Origin of the sequence: Cellulomonas sp. WB94 (assembly GCF_003115775.1) — a bacterium.
Classification (GTDB): domain Bacteria; phylum Actinomycetota; class Actinomycetes; order Actinomycetales; family Cellulomonadaceae; genus Cellulomonas_A.
Genome location: NZ_QEES01000002.1, coordinates 853,263 through 876,865 on the forward strand (window position 1 = coordinate 853,263; position 23,603 = coordinate 876,865).

Annotated in this window: 21 protein-coding genes; 7 read left to right on the top strand and 14 right to left on the bottom strand. The window is 69.4% G+C overall.

Annotated elements, in window-relative coordinates; genetic code table 11:
* The first annotated feature begins 31 nt into the window (after window positions 1–31).
* Both DDP54_RS05080 and DDP54_RS05085 read left to right on the top strand, forming a co-directional pair.
* Window positions 32–865 carry an HAD-IB family hydrolase gene (locus DDP54_RS05080; RefSeq protein ID WP_109130827.1) on the top strand — a complete coding sequence of 278 codons (834 nt, stop codon included), beginning with the start codon at window positions 32–34 and terminating at the stop codon, window positions 863–865.
* 49 nt (window positions 866–914) lie between these two features.
* Window positions 915–1,451, top strand: coding sequence for a GNAT family N-acetyltransferase (locus DDP54_RS05085; protein WP_109130828.1), 537 nt, complete (start codon window positions 915–917; stop codon window positions 1,449–1,451).
* Window positions 1,452–1,491: 40 nt separating this feature from the next.
* Here the strand turns inward: DDP54_RS05085 and DDP54_RS05090 are convergent, their stop codons facing one another.
* The gene (locus DDP54_RS05090; RefSeq protein WP_109130829.1) at window positions 1,492–2,565 is read right to left on the bottom strand and encodes an arabinan endo-1,5-alpha-L-arabinosidase; all 1,074 of its coding nucleotides are present in this window, start codon (window positions 2,563–2,565) and stop codon (window positions 1,492–1,494) included.
* A 4-nt stretch (window positions 2,566–2,569) separates the two neighbouring features.
* Window positions 2,570–4,081, bottom strand: coding sequence for an alpha-N-arabinofuranosidase (locus DDP54_RS05095; protein WP_109130830.1), 1,512 nt, complete (start codon window positions 4,079–4,081; stop codon window positions 2,570–2,572).
* 514 nt (window positions 4,082–4,595) lie between these two features.
* Between DDP54_RS05095 and DDP54_RS05100 the strand changes: the two genes are divergently transcribed.
* The 3 genes from DDP54_RS05100 to DDP54_RS05110 all read left to right on the top strand — a co-directional run bounded on the left by DDP54_RS05100 (window position 4,596) and on the right by DDP54_RS05110 (window position 7,945).
* Window positions 4,596–5,867: an extracellular solute-binding protein gene (locus DDP54_RS05100; RefSeq protein ID WP_109130831.1), complete on the top strand. Its 1,272-nt coding sequence runs from the start codon at window positions 4,596–4,598 to the stop codon at window positions 5,865–5,867.
* A gap of 195 nt (window positions 5,868–6,062) precedes the next feature.
* A complete protein-coding gene (locus DDP54_RS05105; protein WP_242448226.1) occupies window positions 6,063–7,031 on the top strand; it encodes a sugar ABC transporter permease in 969 nt (322 codons plus the stop codon).
* Window positions 7,031–7,945, top strand: coding sequence for a carbohydrate ABC transporter permease (locus DDP54_RS05110; protein WP_109130832.1), 915 nt, complete (start codon window positions 7,031–7,033; stop codon window positions 7,943–7,945). Before DDP54_RS05105 ends, DDP54_RS05110 begins: the two co-directional genes overlap by 1 nt.
* A 63-nt stretch (window positions 7,946–8,008) precedes the next feature.
* On the opposite strand, the gene DDP54_RS05115 is transcribed toward DDP54_RS05110, so the two are convergent.
* The 4 genes from DDP54_RS05115 to DDP54_RS05130 all read right to left on the bottom strand — a co-directional run bounded on the left by DDP54_RS05115 (window position 8,009) and on the right by DDP54_RS05130 (window position 11,175).
* Entirely contained in the window at window positions 8,009–9,016 is a 1,008-nt protein-coding gene (locus DDP54_RS05115) for a LacI family DNA-binding transcriptional regulator (RefSeq protein ID WP_109132365.1), read from the bottom strand.
* 275 nt (window positions 9,017–9,291) lie between these two features.
* The gene (locus tag DDP54_RS05120) at window positions 9,292–9,390 is read right to left on the bottom strand and encodes an AURKAIP1/COX24 domain-containing protein (protein WP_003792170.1); all 99 of its coding nucleotides are present in this window, start codon (window positions 9,388–9,390) and stop codon (window positions 9,292–9,294) included.
* A 220-nt stretch (window positions 9,391–9,610) separates the two neighbouring features.
* The gene (locus DDP54_RS05125; RefSeq protein WP_109130833.1) at window positions 9,611–9,838 is read right to left on the bottom strand and encodes a helix-turn-helix domain-containing protein; all 228 of its coding nucleotides are present in this window, start codon (window positions 9,836–9,838) and stop codon (window positions 9,611–9,613) included.
* A 155-nt stretch (window positions 9,839–9,993) separates the two neighbouring features.
* On the bottom strand, window positions 9,994–11,175 hold the full coding sequence (locus DDP54_RS05130) for an acetoin utilization protein AcuC (RefSeq protein WP_109130834.1): 1,182 nt from the start codon (window positions 11,173–11,175) through the stop codon (window positions 9,994–9,996).
* Window positions 11,176–11,340: 165 nt separating this feature from the next.
* Between DDP54_RS05130 and DDP54_RS05135 the strand changes: the two genes are divergently transcribed.
* The gene (locus DDP54_RS05135) at window positions 11,341–12,717 is read left to right on the top strand and encodes a potassium transporter TrkG (RefSeq protein ID WP_109130835.1); all 1,377 of its coding nucleotides are present in this window, start codon (window positions 11,341–11,343) and stop codon (window positions 12,715–12,717) included.
* Complete coding sequence (locus DDP54_RS05140) at window positions 12,710–13,402, top strand: TrkA family potassium uptake protein (protein ID WP_109130836.1); 693 nt, start codon at window positions 12,710–12,712, stop codon at window positions 13,400–13,402. Before DDP54_RS05135 ends, DDP54_RS05140 begins: the two co-directional genes overlap by 8 nt.
* On the opposite strand, the gene DDP54_RS05145 is transcribed toward DDP54_RS05140, so the two are convergent.
* The 8 genes from DDP54_RS05145 to chvE all read right to left on the bottom strand — a co-directional run bounded on the left by DDP54_RS05145 (window position 13,399) and on the right by chvE (window position 23,498).
* Window positions 13,399–14,445: a LacI family DNA-binding transcriptional regulator gene (locus DDP54_RS05145; RefSeq protein WP_242448227.1), complete on the bottom strand. Its 1,047-nt coding sequence runs from the start codon at window positions 14,443–14,445 to the stop codon at window positions 13,399–13,401. The genes DDP54_RS05140 and DDP54_RS05145 overlap by 4 nt on opposite strands.
* 82 nt (window positions 14,446–14,527) lie before the next feature.
* Entirely contained in the window at window positions 14,528–15,571 is a 1,044-nt protein-coding gene (yjfF, locus tag DDP54_RS05150; RefSeq protein ID WP_109130837.1) for a galactofuranose ABC transporter, permease protein YjfF, read from the bottom strand.
* Window positions 15,571–16,614 carry an ABC transporter permease gene (locus DDP54_RS05155; RefSeq protein WP_109130838.1) on the bottom strand — a complete coding sequence of 348 codons (1,044 nt, stop codon included), beginning with the start codon at window positions 16,612–16,614 and terminating at the stop codon, window positions 15,571–15,573. Before DDP54_RS05155 ends, yjfF begins: the two co-directional genes overlap by 1 nt.
* Complete coding sequence (locus tag DDP54_RS05160) at window positions 16,611–18,137, bottom strand: sugar ABC transporter ATP-binding protein (RefSeq protein ID WP_109130839.1); 1,527 nt, start codon at window positions 18,135–18,137, stop codon at window positions 16,611–16,613. The genes DDP54_RS05155 and DDP54_RS05160 overlap by 4 nt, the downstream gene beginning before the upstream one ends.
* Window positions 18,138–18,246: 109 nt before the next feature.
* A complete protein-coding gene (locus DDP54_RS05165) occupies window positions 18,247–19,257 on the bottom strand; it encodes an ABC transporter substrate-binding protein (protein ID WP_109130840.1) in 1,011 nt (336 codons plus the stop codon).
* A gap of 281 nt (window positions 19,258–19,538) precedes the next feature.
* Window positions 19,539–20,720, bottom strand: coding sequence for a multiple monosaccharide ABC transporter permease (gene mmsB / locus DDP54_RS05170; protein ID WP_109130841.1), 1,182 nt, complete (start codon window positions 20,718–20,720; stop codon window positions 19,539–19,541).
* A 5-nt stretch (window positions 20,721–20,725) separates the two neighbouring features.
* Window positions 20,726–22,255 carry a multiple monosaccharide ABC transporter ATP-binding protein gene (gene mmsA / locus DDP54_RS05175; protein ID WP_109130842.1) on the bottom strand — a complete coding sequence of 510 codons (1,530 nt, stop codon included), beginning with the start codon at window positions 22,253–22,255 and terminating at the stop codon, window positions 20,726–20,728.
* Window positions 22,256–22,346: 91 nt separating this feature from the next.
* Entirely contained in the window at window positions 22,347–23,498 is a 1,152-nt protein-coding gene (chvE, locus tag DDP54_RS05180) for a multiple monosaccharide ABC transporter substrate-binding protein (RefSeq protein WP_109130843.1), read from the bottom strand.
* Between the last annotated feature and the right edge of the window lie 105 nt (window positions 23,499–23,603).

The window sequence follows — 23,603 nt, forward strand, 5'->3', positions numbered from 1 at the left end:
CCACCCTAGGCACCGTGGATACAGTGGCCGCGTGACCGAGCCGACCTCGACAGCCCCAGGCCCGTCGGGTCTCGTCGAACCGGCGGCGGCGCCCGCCGGACGCGCGGCAGCATTCTTCGACGTCGACAACACGATCATCCGGGGCGCGAGCGCGTTCCACCTGGCTGTCGGGCTCTACCGCCGCGGGTTCTTCCGCAAGTGGGACATCGTGACGTTCGCGATCCACCAGTCGCGCTACCTGATGTTCGGCGAGAACCACAAGCAGATCGACGAGGTCCGCGACAAGGGGCTGTCGATCATGACGGGGCACTCCGTCGCCGAGGTCGTGGCGATCGCCGAGGACATCTACGACGAGGTCCTCAGCCTGCGGATCTTCCCCGGCACCCAGAAGCTCCTCGACGACCACCTCGCCGCAGGTCACGAGGTCTGGCTCATCACCGCGACCCCGGTCGAGATCGGCGAGCTCATCGCGCGCCGGCTCGGGGTGACGGGGGCGCTGGGCACGATCGCCGAGCACGAGGACGGCTTCTACACCGGTCACCTGGTCGGCGACATGCTGCACGGCAAGGCCAAGGCCAGCGCGGTCCGCGAGCTGGCGGAGCGCGAGAACCTCGACCTCACCGCGTCGTACGCGTACGGCGACTCGACGAACGACGTGCCGATCCTGTCCGAGGTCGGCTTCCCGTGCGCGATCAACCCCGACCGGCGCCTGCGCCGCCACGCGCAGACCGTCGGGTGGCCGGTCCGGGAGTTCCGCGGCCGGCGTCGGGTGGCCCGTCGCAGCGCGAACCTGGCCAGCCTCGCCGGGCTCGCGTGGGTCGCGGGCCTCGTCGTGCGGACGATCCGGCGCAGCGCCCGGCTCTGAGCCGCTCCCGCCTCCCCCGCGACGACGCGCACCCGCTAAGGTCGCGGGCGTGAGCGAACGAGTGCGGCGCGCGACGGTCGAGGATGCCGCCGACCTCGCCTGGCTCGCGGCCGTCACCTTCCCCCTCGCGTGCCCGCCGGGCTCGACGCGCGCGGACCAGCAGGCGTTCATCGACGCGGTGCTGTCCGTGGAGCGCTTCACCGAGTACCTCGCGGATCCCGCGCGGGTGCTGCTCGTCGCGCACGACGACGCGGAGCCCGAGCCGATCGGCTACACGATGCTGGTCGAGGGCGAGCCGGCTGACGTCGAGGTCCGCGCGGCGATCACCCTGCGGCCGACCGTCGAGCTGTCGAAGTGCTACGTGCTGCCGGGCCACCACGGGCAGGGCGTCTCCGCGGCGCTCATGGCCGCGACGCTCGACGCCGCCCGACGCACGGGCGCCCGCGGGATGTGGCTCGGCGTCAACCAGCTCAACGAGCGCGCGCAGGGCTTCTACCGACGGTCCGGGTTCGTGCGTGTCGGCACCAAGCACTTCCAGGTCGGCAACCGCCTCGAGGACGACTTCGTCCTCGAGCTCACGCTCTGAGCCCGCCGGCCACGCAGCAGCCAGCGGGCGGCGCCGGCGGTCAGCTCGTGGCCGGCCGCTGCTCGTCGGCGGTCGTCAGCACCGGCCACCCGTCGGGGTCCCACGCGACCTTGCGGATCGCCAGCTGGAAGTCCCCGCCGAGGTGCGTCGCGTAGTAGTGGAACGCGAGATACCCGTTCGAGTACGACTCGCCGCCCGGGCCGACCATGTCGCCGCGCGTGGCGAGCAGCTGCTCCCCGCCGTCGGCGGCCATGTCCGCACCTGACCGGTCCACGTACGGCCCGGTGACCGCCCGCGAGCGGCCGACCACCATGTTGTAGGTCGAGGCGCTCGCGCGGCAGCACAGGTCGCGCGACACGAACAGGTAGAACCAGCCGTCGTGCCGCACGATCGTCGGCGCCTCGATCGCGTTCGGCGGCACGGTGTGGGACGCGAGGTGCACCGGAGCAGCCGACGGGTCGGCCGGCAGGCCGCTCGGCCACTCGAGCCTGATCATCTGGATGCCGCCCCAGAACGACCCGAAGGCCATCCAGGGCGTGCCGTCGGCGTCCTCGACGATGCCCGGATCGATCGCGTTGTAGTCGCTCGACCCGGGGGTCGAGCGCCACACCTCGCCGCGGTCGACCCACGCGTACGCGGGGTCGGCGGCGTCGAGGGTCGTGTTCGTGAGCAGCCCGATGACCGAGCGGTTGGAGCCGAACGAGGACGCGGCGTAGTACAGGTAGTACGTGCCGTCGTGCAGGGAGACGTCGGGCGCCCAGAAGTTCGTGACTCCCGGCACCACGGCGCGCACCCAGGCCGGCTCGGTCGCGGCGTCCCAGACGGTGCCTGCCGTGGTCCACGCCTGCCCGTCGGGTGACGTGCGGATCTGGATCGCACCCTTGGCGACGCTCGCGTCGCCCGTCGAGAACACGTACCAGGGCTGCCCGTCGGTGCCCGCGACGATCGCCGGGTCGTGCGCCCGGAGGTCGCCCGAGAGCTCGAGCGCCGTCGCTGCGCTGCTCGCCGAGCCGGGACCGCCCGAGGCCCGCCACCAGACGGCTCCCCCGGCGGCGACCAGCACGGCGAGCGCCACGGCGAGTGCGACGCGTCTCGATGCGAGCGATGCGCGCACGCGGTCAGCTGCCCAGCCGGACGACGTTCCACGACACCGGCGGCACCTGGACCGTCAGCCGGCCGTCGACGAGCGCGGCGGTGGAGTTGTGCCGCGGGAGCACCGAGGTCGCGTCGTCGACCGTCGCGGCCCACGTGTGGTCGGGGTTCGCGAGCGACGTGGCCGCCACGACCCGGGCGAGACCGGGCAGCGACCGCACGTCGACGCTGAGCTCGACCGTCTCGGTGAGGGAGCGGTTGACCGCGAACAGCGCGACGGCCCCCGTCTCGGCGTCCCACGTCGCGACCGCGTCGACGACGGGGACCGCGCCGAACTTGGCGGTCTCGTACGTCGGCGCGTCGATCGCGACCTGGAGGACGTCCCCGACGGCGTGCTCCGAGGCCTGCGCGAACGGGTGGAACGTCGTCTGCCGCCAGGACCGCCCGCCAGGCTCGGTCATGATCGGCGCAATGACGTTGACGAGCTGCGCGAGGCTCGCCGAGTGCACACGGTCCGTGTGGCGCAGCAACGAGATGAGCAGGTTGCCGACGACGACGGCGTCGGCGACGTTGTACCGGTCCTCGAGCAGGACGGGCGCGACGGGCCAGTCGTGGCCGGTCGGGGGCTTCGACTCGGCCCGCTGCTGGTACCAGACGTTCCACTCGTCGAACGAGATGTGGATGCGCTTGGAGGCTCGCTTGGCCGACCGCACCGCGTCTGCGGTCGCGGTGACCGACTCGACGAACTGGTCCATGTCGACCGCCGACGCGAGGAACGAGCCGAGGTCGCCGTCCTCCTCCCAGTAGTACGCGTGGGCCGAGATGTAGTCGACGTGCTCGTACGCCTCGCCGAGCACGATGCGCTCCCACTCGCCGAAGGTCGGCATGTGCCGACCCGACGAGCCGCACGCGACCAGCTCGAGGTCCGGGTCGATCATCCGCATCGCGCGCGCCGTCTCGGCCGCGAGGCGCCCGTACTCGTGGGCGGTCTTGTGCCCGATCTGCCACGGCCCGTCCATCTCGTTCCCGAGGCACCACATCCGGACGTCGTGCGGTTCGACGGCGCCGTTGGCGCGTCGCAGGTCGGACAGCCGGGTGCCGCCGCGCACGTTGCAGTACTCGAGCAGGTCGAGGGCCTCCTGGACGCCGCGCGTCCCGAGGTTGACGGCCATCATCGGCTCGGTGCCGGCCTTGGCCGACCAGCGCATGAACTCGTCGACGCCGACGAGGTTCGGGTCGGACGAGTGCCACGCGAGGTCGAGCCGCGTCGGCCGGTCCGCCCGCGGCCCGACGCCGTCCTCCCACCGGTACCCGGAGACGAAGTTGCCACCGGGGTAGCGCACGGTGGAGATACCGAGCTCACGCGTGAGGTCGATGACGTCACCGCGGAACCCGTCCTCGTCGGCGGTCGGGTGACCGGGGTCGTGGATGCCGGTGTAGACGCACCGACCCAGGTGCTCGACGAACGATCCGAACGTGCGGCGCCTGACCGGCCCTACGCGGAACGCGGGGTCGAGGGTGAGCGAGACGGGCAGCATGCGTGCTCCTTGTCGACGGTGACGAGTCGCGGGCCATCGGCCCTTCCCTGAAGACGGGTTCTACATCGTTGTAGATGCATCATGCCTGCCGGCCTCGGCCCCGTCAACACCCTCGCCCGAGCCGAGATCCGGCTCGCCGGGATGTCCGTTACTCGATCGTTGCTTGACCCGGCGCGCGCGGCGTGCGATGTTGTGCAACGTTGTAGATACGAGGTCAAGGGCGATCCCGTCGTCGACGCTCCGGCGCCGGCGAAGCTGAGGAACCGTCGACGGCACGCGCCGTCGCACGTTTCACCCGGCATCGCGCTCGACCTCCCGCACCACGTAGGGAGGCAGCACCGCGAGCGCGTCGAGCACCTCGGCGCCTCATCCGGAACGTCGGCCGCCGGCTCCCTTCGCACCGCGACGGTGCTGCACCGTCGTCGACGCAGCACCACGAGACCGCACGACGGACGTGCTCCTCCGCAGGACCGCATCTGTGCATCGCCGCACATCACCGAGAGGAAGATCATCGATGAAGAGATCCCTAGCCGTCGGCACAGCCGCCGTCGGACTGCTGGCCCTGGCGCTCGGCGCGTGCTCGAGCGGTGGCGGCGGAACCACCACCACTGACGGGACGTCAGGTGCCGCGACCGCAGCCGCGGGCGACTCCGGCTCGTGCACGAACAAGATCGTCAACGCGGACGCCAAGCAGGTGACGGTCTGGGCCTGGTACCCGGCGTTCGAACAGGTCGTCGACCTGTTCAACAACTCGCACAAGGACATCCAGATCTGCTGGAGCAACGCGGGCCAGGGCAACGACGAGTACACGAAGTTCAGCACCGCGGTCGAGGCCGGGTCGGGCGCGCCTGACGTCGTCATGCTCGAGACCGAGGTCCTGTCGAGCTTCACGATCCGCAACGCGCTCGTCGACCTGTCGAAGTACGGCGCGGCCGACGTCAAGAAGAACTACTCCGACGGTGTCTGGAAGGACGTCACCAGCGGCGACGCGGTCTACGCGATCCCCGTCGACGGCGGCCCGATGGGCATGCTCTACCGCAAGGACCTCTTCGACAAGGCCGGCATCACGACGCCCCCGACGACGTGGGACGAGTTCGCCGCCGACGCGCAGAAGATGCGTGACTCCGGCTCCAAGGCGGTCTTCACCGACTTCCCGACGAACGGGCGCGCCTACCTGCAGGCGCTCTTCGCGCAGAAGGGCTCGACGCCGTACGTCTACGACGCCGCCAAGCCGACCGACATCTCGATCAAGCTGGACGACCAGGGCAGCAAGGACGTCATGGCGTACTGGCAGGGCCTCGTCGACAAGGGCCTCGTCGGCACCGACGACGCGTTCACGACGGACTACAACACGAAGCTGGTCGACGGCAGCTACGCCGTCTACCTCGCCGCCGCGTGGGGCCCCGGCTACCTGTCCGGGCTGTCGGGCACCGACCCCACAGCTGTCTGGCAGGCCGCGCCGATCCCGCAGTGGGACGCGTCCTCGCCGGTCCAGATCAACTGGGGCGGGTCGACCTTCGCGGTCACGTCGCAGGCGAAGGACCCGGAGGCCGCGGCCACGGTCGCGAAGGAGGTCTTCGGCACCGAGGAGGCGTGGAAGGTCGGCATCGAGAAGGGCGCTCTGTTCCCGCTGTGGAAGCCCATCCTCGAGTCGGACTACTTCACGAACCTCGCGTACCCGTTCTTCGGGGCCAGAAGATCAACCAGGACGTCTTCCTCAAGGCGTCGCAGGGCTACAAGGGCTTCACGTGGAGCCCGTTCCAGAACTTCGCCTACGACAAGCTGACCGAAGAGGCCAACGCTGCGGTCGTGCAGAAGACGAAGTCGACGGATGATGCGATCGACAACCTCCAGAAGACGGTCGTCGACTACGCCAAGGCCCAGGGCTTCGCGGTCAAGTAGTCCGTAGGGGACGTCGCCGGGTCGGGTCGCACGCCGACCCGACCCGGCGGCGGACCCGTCATCGACACTGGGAGATCCCATGACCAACCCCACAGCGACCGGCGCGCACGCCGCGCTGCCGACCGACCAGCGGATGCCTCGCACCCCGATCGTGCTCAATCCTCGAGCCGGGCACGACCGGCGTCGCCAGCGGTTCGGCTGGGCCTTCGTCGCACCGTTCGCGGTCGTCTTCGCGGTGTTCCTGGTCGCCCCGCTCGGCTATGCCTTCTGGCTGAGCCTGCAGACGAAGACGCTGGCTGCCGGCACGCACTTCTCGGGCCTGGGCAACTACACGAAGGCCTTCACCGACCCGCTGTTCCTCCAGGGCGTCTGGCTGGTGGCACGCTTCGCGCTCATCCTCATCCCGCTGCAGATGCTCGTGTCGCTCGTCGCGGCGCTCGTCCTCGACAACCTCACGACGCGGCTGTCGCGGTTCGCCCGGCTCGCGATCTTCGTGCCGTACGCGGTGCCGGTCGTCATCGGCGCCCTCATGTGGGGCTTCCTCTACAGCCCGCGCTTCGGGCCGCTCAAGTCCCTGTTCGGGTTGTTCGGCGCTGACGCGCCCTTCCTGCTCAGCCCGCAGAACGTCTTCGGCGGGCTCATCAACGTCGTGACCTGGCAGTGGGCCGGGTACTACATGATCATCATCTACTCGGCCCTGCGCGGGATCGACCCCTCGATCTACGAGGCGGCCCGCATCGACGGCGCCAAGGGCTGGCAGATCGCCACGCGCATCAAGGTCCCGATGATCTCCTCGGCGCTCATCCTGATCCTCGTGTTCGCGCTCATCGGCACGCTGCAGTTCTTCACCGAGCCGCAGGTCCTGCGGCCTGTGGCGGCCGGGTCGATCAACTCGTCGTACACGCCCAACATGTACGCGTTCACGCTCGCGTTCTCGTACTCGCAGTTCAACTACGCGTCGGCGATCTCGTTCGCGCTCGGCGCCGTGGTGTTCATCGGGTCGTACTCGTTCCTGTTCCTGACCCGCAAGAAGAACGGACTCGTCTGATGGCCGCCCTTCTCGTCGACGAGACCACGCACGAGGCGCCCCGCAAGAACGGTCGCCGGGGGTCCACACGGCGTCGCCAGCCGTGGTCGCACGTGCTGCTGATCATCCTTGCCGCGTACTTCCTGGTGCCGCTGTGGTGGCTGATCGTCGCCAGCACGAAGGACATCAACGGGCTGTTCACCGGAGCGCACGGCCCGATGTGGTTCGACGACACGTTCAGCTTCATCGCGAACATCAAGCAGCTCTTCACGCAGAACGGCGGCCTGTACTGGCGCTGGCTCGGCAACTCGTTCCTCTACGCCTTCACCGGCGGCATCGGCGCGACGATCCTCGCGGTCCTGGCGGGCTACGGGTTCGCCAAGTACAAGTTCCGCGGGCGCAACTTCTTCTTCGCGATGCTGCTCGGCTCGGTGATGGTGCCGCTGACCGCCCTGGTGATCCCCACGTTCGTCCTGCTGGCGCACTTCCACCTGACGAACACGATCTGGGCCGTCATCCTGCCGTCGCTGCTCAACCCGTTCGGGGTCTACCTGATGCGGGTGTACACGCAGGACGCGGTCCCGGACGAGATGCTCGACGCCGCACGCGTCGACGGTGCGGGCGAGGTGCGCACGTTCTTCTCCGTGGCGCTCCCTCTGCTCAAGCCGGCACTCGTCACCGTGCTGCTCCTGTCGGTCGTCGGCACGTGGAACAACTACTTCCTGCCGCTCGCGGTGCTCTCCGACACCAAGCTGCTGCCGGTCACGGTCGGCCTCGGTGCCTGGCAGGCGCAGTCGACGTCCGGTGCTGCCGGCACCCAGCTGTGGAACCTTGTGGTCACCGGGTCGCTCATCTCGATCATCCCGTTGATCGTCTCGTTCCTCGCGCTGCAGAAGTACTGGCAGAGCGGGCTCTCGCTCGGCAGCATCAAGTAGCGGACGGCTCGCGGCGAAAGCGGCCTGCGCACCGGCTGGTCCGGTGCGCAGGCCGCTTCGCTGTCAGCGGGGCTGTGGCGCCGTCGAGCCGCGGACGGCGATCGTGTACTGCGCGACGACCTCGATCGGGGGGCGACGAGCACCGCTCGCCGCGATCTGGTCCACGAGGAGCTTGACGGCCGTCTCCGCGATCTCCTCGCGACCGGGGACGACCGACGTCAGCGGCGGAGAGGAGTAGCTCGCCTCGTCGATGTCGTCGAACCCGATGACGGCGACCTGACCGGGGACGTCGATGCGGCGGTCGTGCAGGACGTGCATCGCGCCGAGCGCCATCGCGTCGTTGAGTCCGAACACGGCGTCGATCTCGACGCCCGAGTCGAGCAGCCGGGTCATCGCCGCCGCGCCGGTCGAGCGGTGCCACAGACCTGCATCGCCGAGGAGCGCCGGGTCGAACTCGATGCCGGCGGCGTCGAGCGCCTGGCGGTAGCCCCGCTCACGCAGCGCGGCCGAGCCCATGGTCTCGCCGGGGTGGGTCCCGACCAGCGCGATGCGTCGTCTGCCCAGGTCGATGAGGTGCTGGGTCGCGGCGCGTGACCCGTCGACGTTGTTCATCGTCACGTGGTCGGCGGGGCCGCCGAAGATGCGCTCGCCGAGCAGGACCATGGGGAAGTCGACGTCGAACGACGCCTTGTCCTGCTCGCCGAGGTCCAGCGGGGAGAAGATCAGGCCGTCGGTGAGGTGGCGGCGCTGGCCGGAGAGGACCTCGAGCTCGCGCTGCCGGACCGCGCCCGTCTGCTCGATGAGGACGGTCAGCCCGACCGTCTCCGCGGCGCGGATCACGGAGTCCGCGAGCTCGGCGAAGTACGGAAGGCTCAGCTCCGGGACGGCCAGCCCGATCATGCCGGTGCGGCCCTGGCGCAGGTTCCGCGCCGTGATGTTGACCTGGTACCCGAGCTCGCCGATCGCCGTCTCGACCTTGGCGCGCGTCGCGGGCCGGATGAACTGGTAGCCGTTGACCACGTTCGACACGGTCTTGACGGAGACGCCCGCCAGCGCAGCGACGTCGTGCATCGTCGCCGTGCCCGCTCGCCTCGGAGCCTTCACCGTTCCTGCCTTCTCCGCTGTCCTGGACGACTGCCGCCGCACCGTCGCGGACGTGTCCTCCGGCCGCGCGCACTCACTGTGCCAGAGCCGTGCACAGGCCGGGGCCGGTTCGCGGACCGGCCCTCGACAGGTCGGCCCGAACCCCAGATTACATCGTTGTATAGACGATTCGGGCCCGGACGCGGCTCAGGCCCGACATCAGCCGGGCCTGAGCAGTTCCGCCTACCGCGAGAGCGGTGAGGTCACTTCTTGTTGCGACGCTGGTGGCGCGTCTTGCGAAGCAGCTTGCGATGCTTCTTCTTTGCCATCCGCTTGCGACGCTTCTTGATGACGGAGCCCATAGGTCCTCACTCACTTCCGGTGGGAGCGCATGCGCTCCGGGTGGTCGTCCGATCGACGCGCGGCGCGGTCGATGTTCACACGGATGCTCACAGGATCGAGACGCCCACGCACGGGAAAGTCCTCCACTACCTTACGGGATCACCGGGGCGCTGCGCGACGGCCCCTGGCGCGGCCGAACGGGCGGGCGGACGGGGGCCGGACCGGTGGGCCCGACGGACGTCAGGACGTCATGCGCTCGGTGTCGATGACCGCGGTCGCCAGGTAGTGGTCGAGCGCGTCCTGCGGCACCCGGAAGGACCGGCCGACCCGCACCGCGGGCATCTCACCTGAGTGGAGCAGGCGGTAGACGGTCATCTTCGACACACGCATGACGTCGGCGACCTCGGCGACGGTCAGGAACCGCACGCGCGGTGGTTGCTCGACGCGCGGGGGTTGCTCGCTCGACATGGGTCGCTCTCTCACTGGTACCGGCCTGCGAGCCGGCATCGGCGGCCAGTGACGCGGGCCGCGCGATCACCCTAGAGCCTGATGTGGCTCGAGTGAAAGGGGGGACCAGAGTGAAAGCGCACGTCAGCCGCCGACGGTCGGTGCTGCGCGTGCGGTCAGTCGTTCTCGGGGTCGAGCCCGAGCAGCGGGAACACCGCGGCTCGGGTCGCCCGGATGGCCCGGTCGACGTCGTCGGACGGGTCGTAGCCCGCCGCCCAGGGCCGGAACGCGCCCGACTCGCCGTCGGTCATGTGCTCGGGTCCACGCCGCCCGTACCGGCGCACGACCTCCTCCTGCCACTCCTCCGGGACGCGCGTGGCCGGGTCGACCGGGTGGTGCGTCGCGATGCCGATCACGTGCGTCCACGCGCGGGGCACCACGTCGAGGATCGCGTAGCCACCGCCGCCGAGCGCGAGCCACCGACCCTCCGCGACCTCGTGCGCCAGGTCGTGCATGAGCATCGCGCCGAGACGCTCGGCATCGATGCTCACGCCCAGGTTCGTGATGGGGTCCTCGACGTGCGAGTCGCAGCCGTGCTGGCTCACGATCACCTCGGGTGCGAACTCCCGCACGACCGCCGGCACGACGGCGTCGATCGCCCGCAGCCAGGCCGCGTCGCGGGTGTGCGCCGGGAGCGCGACGTTCACCGCTGTACCCGGCGCAGCAGGGCCCCCGGTCTCGCGCGCGTGCCCGGTGCCCGGGAACAGCGTGTGGCCGCTCTCGTGCACCGACACGGTGAGCACCCGCGGGTCGTCCCAGAAGACCTTCTGGACGCCGTCACCGTGGTGGGCGTCGAGGTCGACGTACGCGACCCGCTGCGCGCCCTCGTCGAGCAGCCGTCGGATCGCCACCGCCGCGTCGTTGTAGACGCAGAAGCCCGACGCCGCACCGGGCATGGCGTGGTGCATGCCGCCCGTGAGGTTCACCGCGTGCTCCGCGTCGCCCCGCCACACCGCGAGCGCGGCGTCGACGCTCCCGGTGACGATGCGGGCGGCCGCCTCGTGCATGCCGCGGAACACGGGGTCGTCGTCCGTGCCGAGGCCGCGGGCCGGGTCGGCCGTGCCGTGGGCGGACGCCGCGTGCACGGCCGCGACGTAGGCCGGCTCATGGACGGTCTGGAGCAGCGCGTCCGACGCGGGCCTGGCGCCGACGAGTCGGACGTCGTCGCCGCTCAGGAGGCCGAGGACGCGCGCGAGCTCCATCGTCAGCTCGAGGCGCAGGGGTGCCATCGGGTGGCCGGCGCCGAAGTCGTACCCCAGCAGCTCGGGCGCCCACACGACCTGCACGACCGCCGCCATGCCCCCACGCTAGCCCCCGCCCCGAATCCTGCCGAGGCGCGACCGCCGACCTTGACCTCGCTCACCGGTGCGCTGCGAATGCGGCCCGCGCGGCTCGTCGTGTCAGAGTTGTGCCGTCAGGGCCCGATCCGGTGCCGGAACGGACGCGTCGGTACGGGAGGTGTCATGGCTCGGACCCTGCCGACTGCGCTCTGGTCCGGGCGCGAGCTGGTCGACCGGATCGCACGCCAGTCCCCCGCCCGGCTCGCCCTCGGCACGTTCGCTGGCGTCGTCGGCATCTTCACCGTGCTCCTGTCGATGCCGTGGGCGACCGCGACGGGGCTGCGCGCGCCACTCGTCGACGCGCTGTTCACCGCGACATCGGCGGTCTGCGTGACGGGGCTCGTCACGGTCCCGACGGGGACGTTCTGGTCACCCGCGGGGCAGGCGGCGATCCTCGTCGCGATCAAGATCGGCGGCCTGGGCGTCATGACCCTCGCCTCGATCCTCGGGCTCGCGGTGTCCCGGCGCATCGGCCTCACGCAGCGGCTCCTGACGGCCTCGGAGACCAAGACCACCCGACTCGGTGAGGTCGGCTCTCTCGTGCGCACCGTCGTCATCACCTCGACGAGCCTCGAGATCGCCATCGCGCTGCTGCTCGTCCCGCGGTTCAGGATGCTCGGCCAGGACTGGGGCCAGTCCGCGTGGCACGGGGCCTTCTATGCGGTGTCCGCGTTCAACAACGCCGGCTTCGTCCCCACGGCCGAGGGTCTTGCTCCCTACGTGTCCGACTGGTGGGTCCTGCTGCCCATCATCGTGGGGGTCTTCATCGGGTCGCTCGGCTTCCCCGTGATCCTCGAGGTCGCCCGCCACCTGCGCAGCCCCCGCCGCTGGAACCTGCATGCGAAGCTGACGATCGTCACGAGCCTCGGCCTGGTCGCCGCCGGGTCGCTGCTGGTCGCCGCGTTCGAGTGGACCAACCCGCGGACCTTCGGAGGGCTCGACGCACCCGGGACCTTCCTGGCCTCGCTCTTCGCAGGGGTCATGCCGCGCTCGGGCGGCTTCTCCACCGTGGACGTCGGGCAGATGCACGAGGGGACGTGGCTCCTCAACGACGCCCTCATGTTCGTCGGTGGCGGCTCCGCGTCGACCGCGGGCGGCATCAAGGTCACGACCCTCGCCGTGATGCTCCTGGCGATCCTCGCCGAGGCGCGCGGCGACCGGGACGTCGAGGCGTTCGGACGACGCATCCCGCGCGAGGCCCTCCAGGTGGCGATCGCCGTCTCGCTGGTCAGTGCGACGATCGTGCTGGTCGCCTGCCTGCTCCTGCTCGCGATCACCGACCTCAGGCTCGACACGGTGCTGTTCGAGGTCATCTCCGCGTTCGCGACGTGCGGGCTGACCACCGGCATCACCAGTCGGCTGCCCGACGCCGGCAAGTACGTCCTGACCGTTCTCATGTTCATCGGCCGAGTCGGCACCATGACGCTCGCCGCAGCCCTCGCGCTGCGCAACCGTCGTCGGGTGATCCGGTTCCCGGAAGAGAGGCCCATCATTGGCTGACACCGCGCGGGGACCCGAGGGCACCCGCACCTCCAAGAAGGACGCCGGCGTGCTCGTGATCGGGCTCGGCCGGTTCGGGTCGGCGATCGCCGGCACGCTCGACCGGCTCGGCCAGGACGTGCTGGCTGTCGAGAAGTCGCCCGAGCTCGTCGCGCAGTGGTCCGGACGGATCCCGCTCGTCGAGGCCGACTGCACCAACCCCGAGGCGCTCGAACAGCTCGGCGCGCGCGACTTCCCGGTCGCGGTCGTCGGGGTCGGGTCGTACCTCGAGGCGAGCGTGCTCATCACCGGCAACCTCGTCGACCTCGGCACGCCGCAGATCTGGGCCAAGGCGGTCAGCGCCGAGCACGCCCGGATCCTCCGGCGGATCGGAGCGCACCACATCGTGCTCCCCGAGGCCGATGCCGGCGCCCGCGTCGCGCACCTCGTGTCCGGCAAGATGCTCGACTACATCGAGGTCGAGGACGGCTTCACCATCGTCAAGATGCGCCCGCCGCGCGAGACGCAGGGGTTCACGATCGCCCAGTCGAAGATCCGGGAGCGGTACGGCGTCACCGTGATCGGCGTGAAGAGCCCCGGCCTCGACTTCGTCTACGCCACCCCGGAGACGCGCATCTCCGCGAACGACCTGCTCATCGTGTCGGGGCACGCCGACCTGCTCGAACGGTTCTCGGCGCGGCCTTAGGAGCCCCGTCCGGCGGCGCCTCGCCCCACGGGTCCCGCCGACTCGCGGACGACCAACGTGGGTGTCGCGACCACAGCCGACGACGCGTCCTCCGCGGCGGCCGGGTCGAGGTCGTGCTGCAGGCTCGCGAACGCGCGCGCTCCCAGGTCGTCGAAGTCCTGCGACGCCGTCGTGAGCGGCGGGGACCAGAACGCACCGAACGGCTGGTCGTCGAACCCCACGACCGACACGTCCTGCGGGACAGCGACGCCGTTCTCGACGAACGCGCGCAGGACGCCGATCGCCAGGTCGTCGTTGCCGCAGAACACCGCGGTCACGTCGAGACGCCCGAGCAGCTCGAGGCCGAGCCGGTACCCGCTCGCCGGCTCCCACGTCGCCCGCAGGATCTCCGGCACGGGCGCCCCGGCCGCCGCCAGGGCGTCGCGCCAGCCCTCCGTCCGCCCGGGCGCTCCGCCGAGCACCGGGATGGCCACGTGGTGCACGGTGGCGTGCCCGAGCCCGAGCAGGTACTCGGTCACGGCGCGTCCACCTGCGTACTCGTCGATCAGGACCGACCTGACCTGTCCGTCGCGACGCACCCTGCCCCCCGCCGACACGACCGGGATCCCCTGCGGGAGCCGCTCGACGACCGCCCGCCCGACGTCGTTGAACTCGAGGACGATGACACCCGCGACAGGCTGGCCGAGGACGAGGTCCAGCGCCTCGTCGACCACGGCCGGGTCGGCCGACTCGACGACCATGATCACCACCGTGTAGCCCGCCTGGCGCGCGGCCCCCGCGATGCCGCTGATCGTCCGGGCATAGCCGTACAGCGACGTGTTCCCCGCGAGCACCGCGATGAGCGAGCGCCGACCGGACACCAGTGCGCGCGCCGCGGCGTTCGGGCGGTAGCCGAGCTGCTCGATCGCCGCCAGGACCCGGGCCCGCTTGTCCGGGCTGACCGAGACCGCGCCGGTCAGGACGCGCGACACGGTCGGCAACGACACCCCGGCGACGCGCGCGACGTCGGCCATCACGGGCCGGTGCTGCTGCGCGTCGCTCACCCCGGGAGCGTAGTGCGGCCCGCCCGCGGGGCTCCCGACGACCGGGCTCCCGACGACCGGGCCCGCGACGACCAGGCCCGCCCTATCGTCGTCGCGCCGCGATCGCCCGCTGCAGGACGACGAAGGCAAGCAGCAGCACGCCGATGAAGATCTTCGTCCACCACGAGCTCAGCGTGCCCTGGAACGTGATGATCGTCTGGATGAGCCCGAGGACGAGGACGCCGAGGACCGACCCGAGGACGAAGCCGCTCCCGCCGGTCAGCAGGGTCCCGCCGATGACCACGGCCGCGATCGCGTCGAGCTCCATGCCGACGCCGGTCAGCGAGTAGCCCGATCGGGAGAAGATGCTGAACAGGAAGCCGCCGATGCCCGCGCACGTCCCGCTGATCACGTACACGAGGACCTTGGTGCGGGCGACGGGCAGACCCATGAGCACCGCGGAGCTCTCACCGCCGCCGATCGCGTACACGGTCCGGCCGAACCGCGTGTAGTGCAGCACGTAGAACGCCACGGCGACGACGACGAGCGCGATGATGCCGCTCGGCGTGAGCGTCCACGTCTCCCCGAGGGGGATGCGCGTGCTGGAGAGCCACACGATCGTGGGGTCGGTGATGGGGATCGACGACAGGCTGATGACGTAGCAGAGCCCGCGCGCGAGGAACATCGCAGCGAGCGTCGCGATGAACGGTTGGATCTCGAACACGCGGACCATGACGCCCACGACGAGCCCGAGCGCCGAGCCGATGAGGATCACGAGCGGGATCACGACGAACGCCGGCCACCCGCTCTCGAACAGCGAGGCCGCCGTGATGCCGGACAGCGCGACGACCGCGCCGACCGACAGGTCGATGCCGCCGGTGATGATGACGAACGTCATCCCCACCGCGAGCACGATCAGGTAGGAGTTGTTGATGAACAGGTTGGACACGACGCGGCCCGAGAGGAAGTTCTCGTAGCGCACGCCCCCGACCACGAACATCAGCACCAGGACGACCAGGGCGCCGAGGACCGGCAGGAACCGCCGGTCCACGTGCACGGACCGGGCCACGCGCGTGAGGCGTGCGCGGGGACCGTCCGGCTCTGCGCGGGTCACGTCCGTCGTCGGCAGGACGTCGGGAGTGGTCATCAGGCACCCACCTTCGCGGGGACGGGGGCGACGACGGGGATGCGCCGTCTCGAGGCGAGCCGGTTCCGGACCACCGGGGACTGCATGATGCAGACGGCGATGACCACGACCGCCTTGAACAGCGGGGTCACCGCGGGCGGCACACCGAGGATCGTCACGGTGAGCGTGAGGGTCTGGATCACGAGCACCCCGACGAGCGTCCCGGCGAGCGAGAACTTGCCGCCCGCGAGCGACGTCCCACCTATCACGACCGCAAGGATCGCGTCGAGCTCGATGAAGAGCCCGGCGTTGTTCGCGTCGGCCGCCATGACGTTCGAGCTGATCATGAGCCCGGCGATGCCGGCGAACAGCCCGGCGATGGCGTACACGGTCCAGATGATCGTCCGCGCCTGGACGCCCGCGAGCCGACTGGCCTGCGGGTTGATGCCGACCGACTCGATGAGCATGCCGAGGGCCGTGCGGCGGGTGACGACCGCGACGATCGCGAACAGGCTCCCTGCGATGAGGACCGCGACCGGGACGGCGAGCCAGAACCCGGAGCCGATCATCTTGTACGGCGGGCTGTTGATCGTCGTGATCTGGCCGCCGGTGATGAGCATCGCGATCCCGCGACCGGCCGTCATGAGCACGAGCGTCGCGATGATCGGTTGGATGCCCACGACCGCGACGAGGAACCCGTTCCACGCCCCGAGGACGAGCGAGAGGACCGCGGCGATCGCGACGGCGGTGAGCACGGTCACGACCCCAGTGGGGTTCGACGACGACGCGATGTAGCTGCACGCGACCGCGCCCGAGATCGCCACGACGGCACCCACCGAGAGGTCGATGCCGCGGGTGGCGATGACGAGCGTCATGCCGACGGCCACGAGGAGCAGCGGTGAGCTGTTGCGCAGGATGTCGATGAGTGCCCCGAACAGGTGCCCGTCCTGGACGCGGATGTTGACGAAGTTCGTCGTCTTGACGGTGTTGGCCACGAGCAGCGCGACCAGCGCCATGACGGGCCAGAAGATCTTGGTCCCGACGAACGTCTTCCACGCGGTCATGAGGCCCGCCCTCCGCTCGCGATGAGCTCGACGATGTCGTCGACGCCGACGTCCGAGTTCTCGATGTCGGCGATCTTGTGGTGGTCACGCAGGACCGCGACCCGGTGGCTGACCCGCAGGACCTCCTCGAGCTCCGAGGAGATGAACACCACGGACATGCCGTCCCGAGCCAGCTCGGTGACGAGCCGCTGGATCTCCGCCTTCGTGCCGACGTCGATGCCGCGGGTGGGCTCGTCGAGCACCAGGAGCTTGGGTGCGGTCGCGAGCCAGCGGGCGAGCAGGACCTTCTGCTGGTTGCCGCCCGACAGGTTCCGGGCGGGGATGTCGGGGTTCGGAGGCCGGATGTCGAGCGCAGCGATGTACTGCTGCACGATCTCCTCGGCGCGGCGCGCGGGGATGCGCCGGGTCCACCCGCGTTCGGCCTGCAGGCCGAGCAGGATGTTCTCGCGCATCGTGAGGTCCGCGACGATCCCCTCCGCCTTGCGGTCCTCCGAGGAGTACGCGATCTTGCGCGCGAGCGCCGAGCGCGGCGTGCGCAGGTGCACGACGGCGTCGCCCATGCGCGTCTGGCCGTGGTCCGGCCGGTCGGCGCCCGTGAGCAGGCGAGCGAGCTCGGTGCGGCCCGAGCCGAGCAGGCCCGCGAGCCCGACGACCTCCCCCGCGTACAGGTCGAGGTCGAACGGCTCGATGGCTCCGCGTCGGCCGAGGCCGATGGCCTGGAGGTACGGGGTGGTGTGCGCGAGGGCCGCGACCGACTGCTTGGGTGCGTCCTCGAGCTCCTCGAGGACGGCGAGCGACGTGCCGATCATCTTCGAGATCAGGTCGAGCCGCGGCAGCGCGCTCGTGGCGTACTCGCCGACGAGCTGTCCGTTGCGCAGGACCGTCATGCGGTCGGAGATCTCGTAGACCTGCTCGAGGAAGTGGGAGACGAAGAGGATCGCGACGCCGCGGTCGCGCAGCGAGTGCATGACCGTGAACAGCTGCTCCACCTCGCCCGCGTCGAGGCTCGACGTCGGCTCGTCGAGGATGAGGACCTTGGCGTCGACGACCATGGCCCGGCAGATGGCCACGAGCTGCTGCACCGCGAGCGAGTGGGCGGACAGCGACGACCTCGGGTCGATCGTGAGGTTGAGGCGCGCGAGGTACGTCGCGGCCTCGGCCCTCGTGGCCCGCCAGTCGATCGAGCTCCCGCGCCGCGGCTCGTGGCCGAGCATGATGTTCTCCGCGACCGTGAGGTTGGCGCAGAGGTTGACCTCTTGGTAGACGGTGCTGATGCCGGCGGCCTGTGCGGCCGCGGGACCGGCGAAGGCCTGCTCGGTGCCGTCGACCACGATGGACCCGGAGTCGATCGTGTAGACGCCCGTGAGGGCCTTGATGAGCGTGGACTTGCCTGCGCCGTTCTCCCCCATGAGCGCATGGATCTCGCCGGGGCGGAGGGTGAAGTCGACGTTCTGGAGCGCCTTCACGCCGGGGAACTCGATCGAGATGGCGCGCATCTCGACGGCGGCGGGTGATTCGGTCATGCGACGGCCTTCCGACGGGCGGGTGCCGGGCCGGACGATGCCGGTGGCGAACCACCGACATCGTCCGGCCGTGACACTCTGCTGACCAGTGGAGCGAGGCTCCCGGCGCTCAGTACTTGCGCGTCGGGAGAGCAGCCTTGGCCTGCTCCTGCGTGAACGTGGTCTCCGTCGTGATGATGCGCTTCTCGGGCGTCTTGCCCGCCATGACCTGCTTCACGACGTCGGCGAGCTGCTGACCGAGCAGCGGCGAGCACTCGGCGATGAAGTTGATCTTGCCGTCGGCCAGCGCCTGCATGCCGTCGTGGACCGCGTCGACCGTGACGATCTTGATGTCCTTGCCCGGGACCTTGCCCGCGGCCTCGATGGCCTCGATCGCGCCGAGACCCATGTCGTCGTTGTGGGCGAAGACGAGGTCGATGCTCGGGTTGGCCTGCAGGAAGCCCTCCATGACCGTCTTGCCCTCGGACCGCGTGAAGTTGCCGGTCTGGGACGCGATGATCTTGAGGTTCGTGTGCGACGCGATGGCCTCCTTGAAGCCTGCCATGCGGTCGTTGGCCGGGGCCGAGCCCGTCGTGCCCTGCAGCTCGACGATGTTGGTCGGCTTGTCGCCGAACTCGGTGACGGCCCAGTCGCCCGCAGCCTTGCCCTCCTTGATGAAGTCGGAACCGAGGAACGTCACGTACAGCGACGTGTCCTTGGAGTCGACCGCACGGTCGGTGAGCACGACGGGGATCTTGGCGGCCTTGGCCTCTTCCAGCACCGCGTCCCAGCCGGACTCGACGACCGGGGAGAACGCGATGACGTCGACACCCTGCGCGATGTAGGTCCGGATCGCCTGGATCTGGTTCTCCTGCTTCTGCTGGGCGTCGGAGAACTTCAGGTCGAACCCGTTCTCCTTGGTGAGCGTCTCCTGGATGTCCTTGGTGTTGGCCGCGCGCCAGCCGCTCTCCGAGCCGACCTGGGAGAAGCCGACGGTGATGAGCTTGTCGCCCGAGCCGGCCGCGGCGCCCGACGTCGTGGTGCCCGTGCTCCCGCCGCTGCTGCAGGCCGCCAGGGCCATGAGTGCGGTCGCGGCCAGGGCCCCGACGACGCTGATCCGCTTGTGCTTGCTGTGGGACATGGATCTCCTCCTTGAGATGCAGGGCCGGCATCGTCGCCGGCATCGTCCTCGGGTGGGTGAGTCCGCTGAGAGCGGTCCCCACCGCCCTCGGTCCGACGTTAGCGTTAACATGCACCGCTTTGACACGACTTCAGGTCACGGCTGGGTAACAGTTAGGCGACCCTGTCAACCCGGTCACGTACCCGCCGACCCACGCCCCCGTGAACGACGAAGCGGGCGGTGCCGACGACCCGTGGGTCGCAAGCACCGCCCGCTCTGCTGCGTCGGTCAGGGCATCCAGGTCAGCGCCCGGCGCCGGCCCGCCGCTTGTTGTAGACGTCGAACGCGACGGCCAGCAGCAGGACGAGGCCCTTGATGGCCTGCTGGTAGTCGATGCCGACGCCCATGATCGACATGCCGTTGTTCATGACACCGATGATCAGACCACCGATGATCGTGCCGATGACCGTGCCGACACCGCCGGTCACCGCCGCGCCACCGATGAAGCACGCCGCGATCGCGTCGAGCTCGAAGCCCGTGCCAGCCTTCGGGTTGGCCAGGTTGAGGCGGGCGGTGAAGACGATGCCCGCCAGACCGGACAGCACGCCCATGTTCACGAAGATCCAGAAGTTGACCCACTTGACCTTGATGCCCGAGAGCATCGCCGCGTTGAGGTTGCCACCGATCGAGTAGACGTGGCGACCGAAGACGCTGCGCTTGGCGATGGCCGAGTACGCGAGGATCAGGACCGCCAGGACGACCAGGACGATCGGCAGGCCCTTGTACTTCGCGAGCTCCCAGGCGAACGCCATCGCGACGATGCCCATGAGCACGATGCGCCCGATGAACATGGGCAGGGAGTCCACGACCTGCTGGTAGGCGATGCGGGCACGCCGGCTCCTCCACTGGCTCACCGCGAAGCCGGCCACCCCGACCGCGCCGAGCACGAGCGTGAAGACGTCGACCCCGTTGCCGCCGAGCCACCCGTTCACGTACCCCGACGCGATGTTGCGGAACGCGTCCGGGAACGGCGAGATCTGCGTGTTCCCGAGCGTCACCATCGTCGCGCCGCGGAAGATGAGCATGCCCGCGAGGGTGACGATGAACGCGGGGATGCCGACGAACGCGACCCAGTACCCCTGCCACGCACCGACGACCGCGCCGATGACGAGCGCGCCGATCACGCCGACCCACCACGGCAGGCCCTGGCGGACCGTCAGGACACCCGCGACAGCGCCGGTGAATGCGACCACCGAGCCGACCGAGAGGTCGATGTGCCCGGCGATGATGACGATCACCATGCCGATCGCGAGGATCAGGATGTAGGAGTTCTGCACGACGATGTTCGTGACGTTCTGCGGCGTCAGGAGGATGCCGTCGGTCAGGAAGTAGAACAGGATGATGATGGCGACGAACGCCAGGTAGATACCGCTCTGGCGAAGGTTCTTGGTGAAGAGTGACTTCACCGATTCGAGGGCGCCCATCCGGCTCAGTCCTTTACCTTGGTCATGTACTGCATGAGGGTTTCCTGGGTCGCACGCTCGCGCGGTACCTCGCCGGTGATCCGGCCCGCGCTCATCGCGTAGATCCGGTCACACATGCCGAGCAGCTCGGGCAGCTCGGAGGAGATGAAGATGACCGCTTTGCCGGCGTCGGCCATGCGGTTGATGATCGTGTAGATCTCGTACTTGGCACCGACGTCGATCCCGCGGGTCGGCTCGTCGAGGATGAGCACGTCCGGGTCAGCGAAGATCCACTTGCTCAGGACGACCTTCTGCTGGTTCCCGCCGGACAGCTTTCCGGCGATCGCGAGCACCGAGGGCGCCTTGATGTTCATGCTGACGCGGTACTCCTGCGCGATCTTCGTCTCCTCGTTGTCGTTGACCCACCCGCGGCGGGACAGCTTGCGGAGGGCGGAGACCGAGATGTTGCGCTTGATGTCCTCGATGAGGTTCAGGCCGTACCGCTTGCGGTCCTCGGTCGCGTACGCGATGCCCGCGTCGATGGCGTCCGAGACGGTGTGCAGGTGGACCTCCTGGCCGTCCTTGTAGACCCGGCCGGAGATGTTGGCACCGTACGCACGGCCGAACAGGCTCATCGCGAGCTCGGTGCGGCCGGCGCCCATGAGCCCGGCGAGCCCGACGATCTCCCCGCGACGCACCGTGATGCTCGCGCCGTTGACGACGATGCGCTCGTGCTGGATCGGGTGGTGCACGGTCCAGTCCTCGATGCGCAGGACCTCGGCGCCGACGTTCGACGTGTGCTCCGGGAACCGGTGCTCCAGGTCGCGACCGACCATCCCGCGGATGATCCGGTCCTCGCTGACGTCGTCGCGGACCATGTTGAGCGTCTCGATGGTCTTGCCGTCGCGGATGATCGTCGTGGAGTCGGCGATCGCGGCGATCTCGTTGAGCTTGTGGGAGATCATGATCGACGTGATCCCCTCCGCCTTCAGCTGGCGGAGCAGGTCGAGCAGGTGGGCCGAGTCGTCGTCGTTGAGCGCCGAGGTCGGCTCGTCGAGGATCAGCAGCCTGACCTCCTTGGACAACGCCTTGGCGATCTCCACGAGCTGCTGCTTGCCGACACCGATGTCGGCGATGCGCGTCACGGGGTTCTCATCGAGGCCGACGCGCTCGAGCAGCTTGGCCGCCTCGGCGTTCGTCTTGTTCCAGTCGATGAAACCGCGCGAGCTCTGCTCGTTGCCCATGAAGATGTTCTCGGCGATCGAGAGCAGCGGGCTCAGCGCGAGCTCCTGGTGGATGATGACGATGCCGCGGGCCTCGCTCGCATTGATGCTCGCGAACTCGCACAGCTCGCCGTCGAAGTAGATCTCGCCCTCATAGGTGCCGTGCGGGTACACGCCCGAGAGCACCTTCATCAGCGTGGACTTGCCGGCGCCGTTCTCTCCGCAGATCGCGTGGATCTCACCACGCGCCACGGACAGGCTGACGTCCTGCAGTGCCTTCACGCCGGGAAACGTCTTGGTGATGCTGCGCATCTCCAGGATGTCGTCGCTCATGTCCCAGCCGATCTCACTAGTTCGGGGCGGTGCTCCGCCGGCGGGGGTTCCCGCCGGCGGAGCGCCGTACTGCGATGGAAGCGCCTGAGCGTCAGCTCAGGTCGGCCTCCGTGTAGTAGCCGCCGTCGACGAGGACCTTCTTGTAGTTGTCCTTGACGATGATCTGCGAGTCGAGCAGGTACGACGGGACGACCTTCACCCCGTTGTCGTAGGTCTTCGTGTCCGTCACCTCGGGGGTGTTCCCCTTGAGGATGGCATCGGTCATGGCGACCGTCACCTTGGCGAGCTCACGGGTGTCCTTGTAGATCGTCGAGTACTGCTCGCCCGCGATGATCGACTTGACCGAGGCCGCCTCGGCGTCCTGGCCGGTCACGATCGGCCACGGCTGGCTGGCCGTGCCGTAGCCGACGCCCTTGAGGGCGCCGAGGATGCCGATCGACAGACCGTCGTACGGGGACAGGACGCCCGAGACGAGCGAGCCGTCCGAGTACGTCGAGGTGAGCAGGTTCTCCATGCGGGACTGGGCCGTGGCCGGGTCCCAACGCAGGGTGGCGACGGTCTTGAAGTCCGTCTGGCCGCTCTTGACGACGAGGACCTTGGAGTCGATGTACGGCTGCAGGATGCTCATGGCGCCGTTGAAGAAGAACGTCGCGTTGTTGTCGTCCGGCGAGCCGGCGAACAGCTCGACGTTGAGCGGGCCGGTCTTGCCCGCGTCCTTGCCGGAGGCGTCGAGGACGCCGAGCCCGGTGAGGAGCGAGGTGGCCTGCTGCACGCCGACCTTGAAGTTGTCGAAGGTCGAGTAGTAGTCGACGTTCGCCGAGTTCCGGATCAGGCGGTCGTACGCGATGACCTGGATGCCGTTGGCGTGCGCCTGCTCGAGCTGGCTCGTCAGCGCCGTGCCGTCGATCGAGGCGATGATCAGGAGCTTGGCGCCCTTGGTGATCATCGTGTCGATCTGGTTGACCTGGGTCGGGATGTCGTCCTCGGCGTACTGGAGGTCGACCTTGTAGCCGAGCGCCTCGAGCTGGGTCTTGACGTTGTTGCCGTCAGCGATCCAGCGCTCGGAGGACTTGGTCGGCATCGCGACGCCCACGAGGGCGCCCTCTGCTGCAGGTGCTGCGGCGGCGGCGGAACCCGACGTGCTGGGCTCGGCCGTCGTACCTGCACCGCCACCACTGCAGGCCGCGAGGCCCAGTGTGAGGGTGAATGCCGCCGCGATGGCGGCAACGTGCTTGATGCGCATGTGCTCTCCTCGTTGAGATTGACTGACGGCTGCATCGCCGGTCGATCGATGGTGCGGGCCTGACGTTCAGGACGTTCTGAGCGTCCAGCCGTTCAGGCCAGAAAC

What these genes read in the sequence shown, in the direction of transcription:
- DDP54_RS05095 (WP_109130830.1), bottom strand. Translation starts at nt 4,081, where the DNA reads ATGCTGCCCGTCTCGCTCACCCTCGACCCCGCGTTCCGCGTAGGGCCG.
- DDP54_RS05100 (WP_109130831.1), top strand. Translation starts at nt 4,596, where the DNA reads ATGAAGAGATCCCTAGCCGTCGGCACAGCCGCCGTCGGACTGCTGGCC.
- DDP54_RS05105 (WP_242448226.1), top strand. Translation starts at nt 6,063, where the DNA reads ATGACCAACCCCACAGCGACCGGCGCGCACGCCGCGCTGCCGACCGAC.
- DDP54_RS05110 (WP_109130832.1), top strand. Translation starts at nt 7,031, where the DNA reads ATGGCCGCCCTTCTCGTCGACGAGACCACGCACGAGGCGCCCCGCAAG.
- DDP54_RS05115 (WP_109132365.1), bottom strand. Translation starts at nt 9,016, where the DNA reads ATGCACGACGTCGCTGCGCTGGCGGGCGTCTCCGTCAAGACCGTGTCG.
- DDP54_RS05120 (WP_003792170.1), bottom strand. Translation starts at nt 9,390, where the DNA reads ATGGGCTCCGTCATCAAGAAGCGTCGCAAGCGGATGGCAAAGAAGAAG.
- DDP54_RS05125 (WP_109130833.1), bottom strand. Translation starts at nt 9,838, where the DNA reads ATGTCGAGCGAGCAACCCCCGCGCGTCGAGCAACCACCGCGCGTGCGG.
- DDP54_RS05130 (WP_109130834.1), bottom strand. Translation starts at nt 11,175, where the DNA reads ATGGCGGCGGTCGTGCAGGTCGTGTGGGCGCCCGAGCTGCTGGGGTAC.
- DDP54_RS05135 (WP_109130835.1), top strand. Translation starts at nt 11,341, where the DNA reads ATGGCTCGGACCCTGCCGACTGCGCTCTGGTCCGGGCGCGAGCTGGTC.
- yjfF (WP_109130837.1), bottom strand. Translation starts at nt 15,571, where the DNA reads ATGACCACTCCCGACGTCCTGCCGACGACGGACGTGACCCGCGCAGAG.
- DDP54_RS05155 (WP_109130838.1), bottom strand. Translation starts at nt 16,614, where the DNA reads ATGACCGCGTGGAAGACGTTCGTCGGGACCAAGATCTTCTGGCCCGTC.
- DDP54_RS05160 (WP_109130839.1), bottom strand. Translation starts at nt 18,137, where the DNA reads ATGACCGAATCACCCGCCGCCGTCGAGATGCGCGCCATCTCGATCGAG.
- DDP54_RS05165 (WP_109130840.1), bottom strand. Translation starts at nt 19,257, where the DNA reads ATGTCCCACAGCAAGCACAAGCGGATCAGCGTCGTCGGGGCCCTGGCC.
- mmsB (WP_109130841.1), bottom strand. Translation starts at nt 20,720, where the DNA reads ATGGGCGCCCTCGAATCGGTGAAGTCACTCTTCACCAAGAACCTTCGC.
- mmsA (WP_109130842.1), bottom strand. Translation starts at nt 22,255, where the DNA reads ATGAGCGACGACATCCTGGAGATGCGCAGCATCACCAAGACGTTTCCC.
- chvE (WP_109130843.1), bottom strand. Translation starts at nt 23,498, where the DNA reads ATGCGCATCAAGCACGTTGCCGCCATCGCGGCGGCATTCACCCTCACA.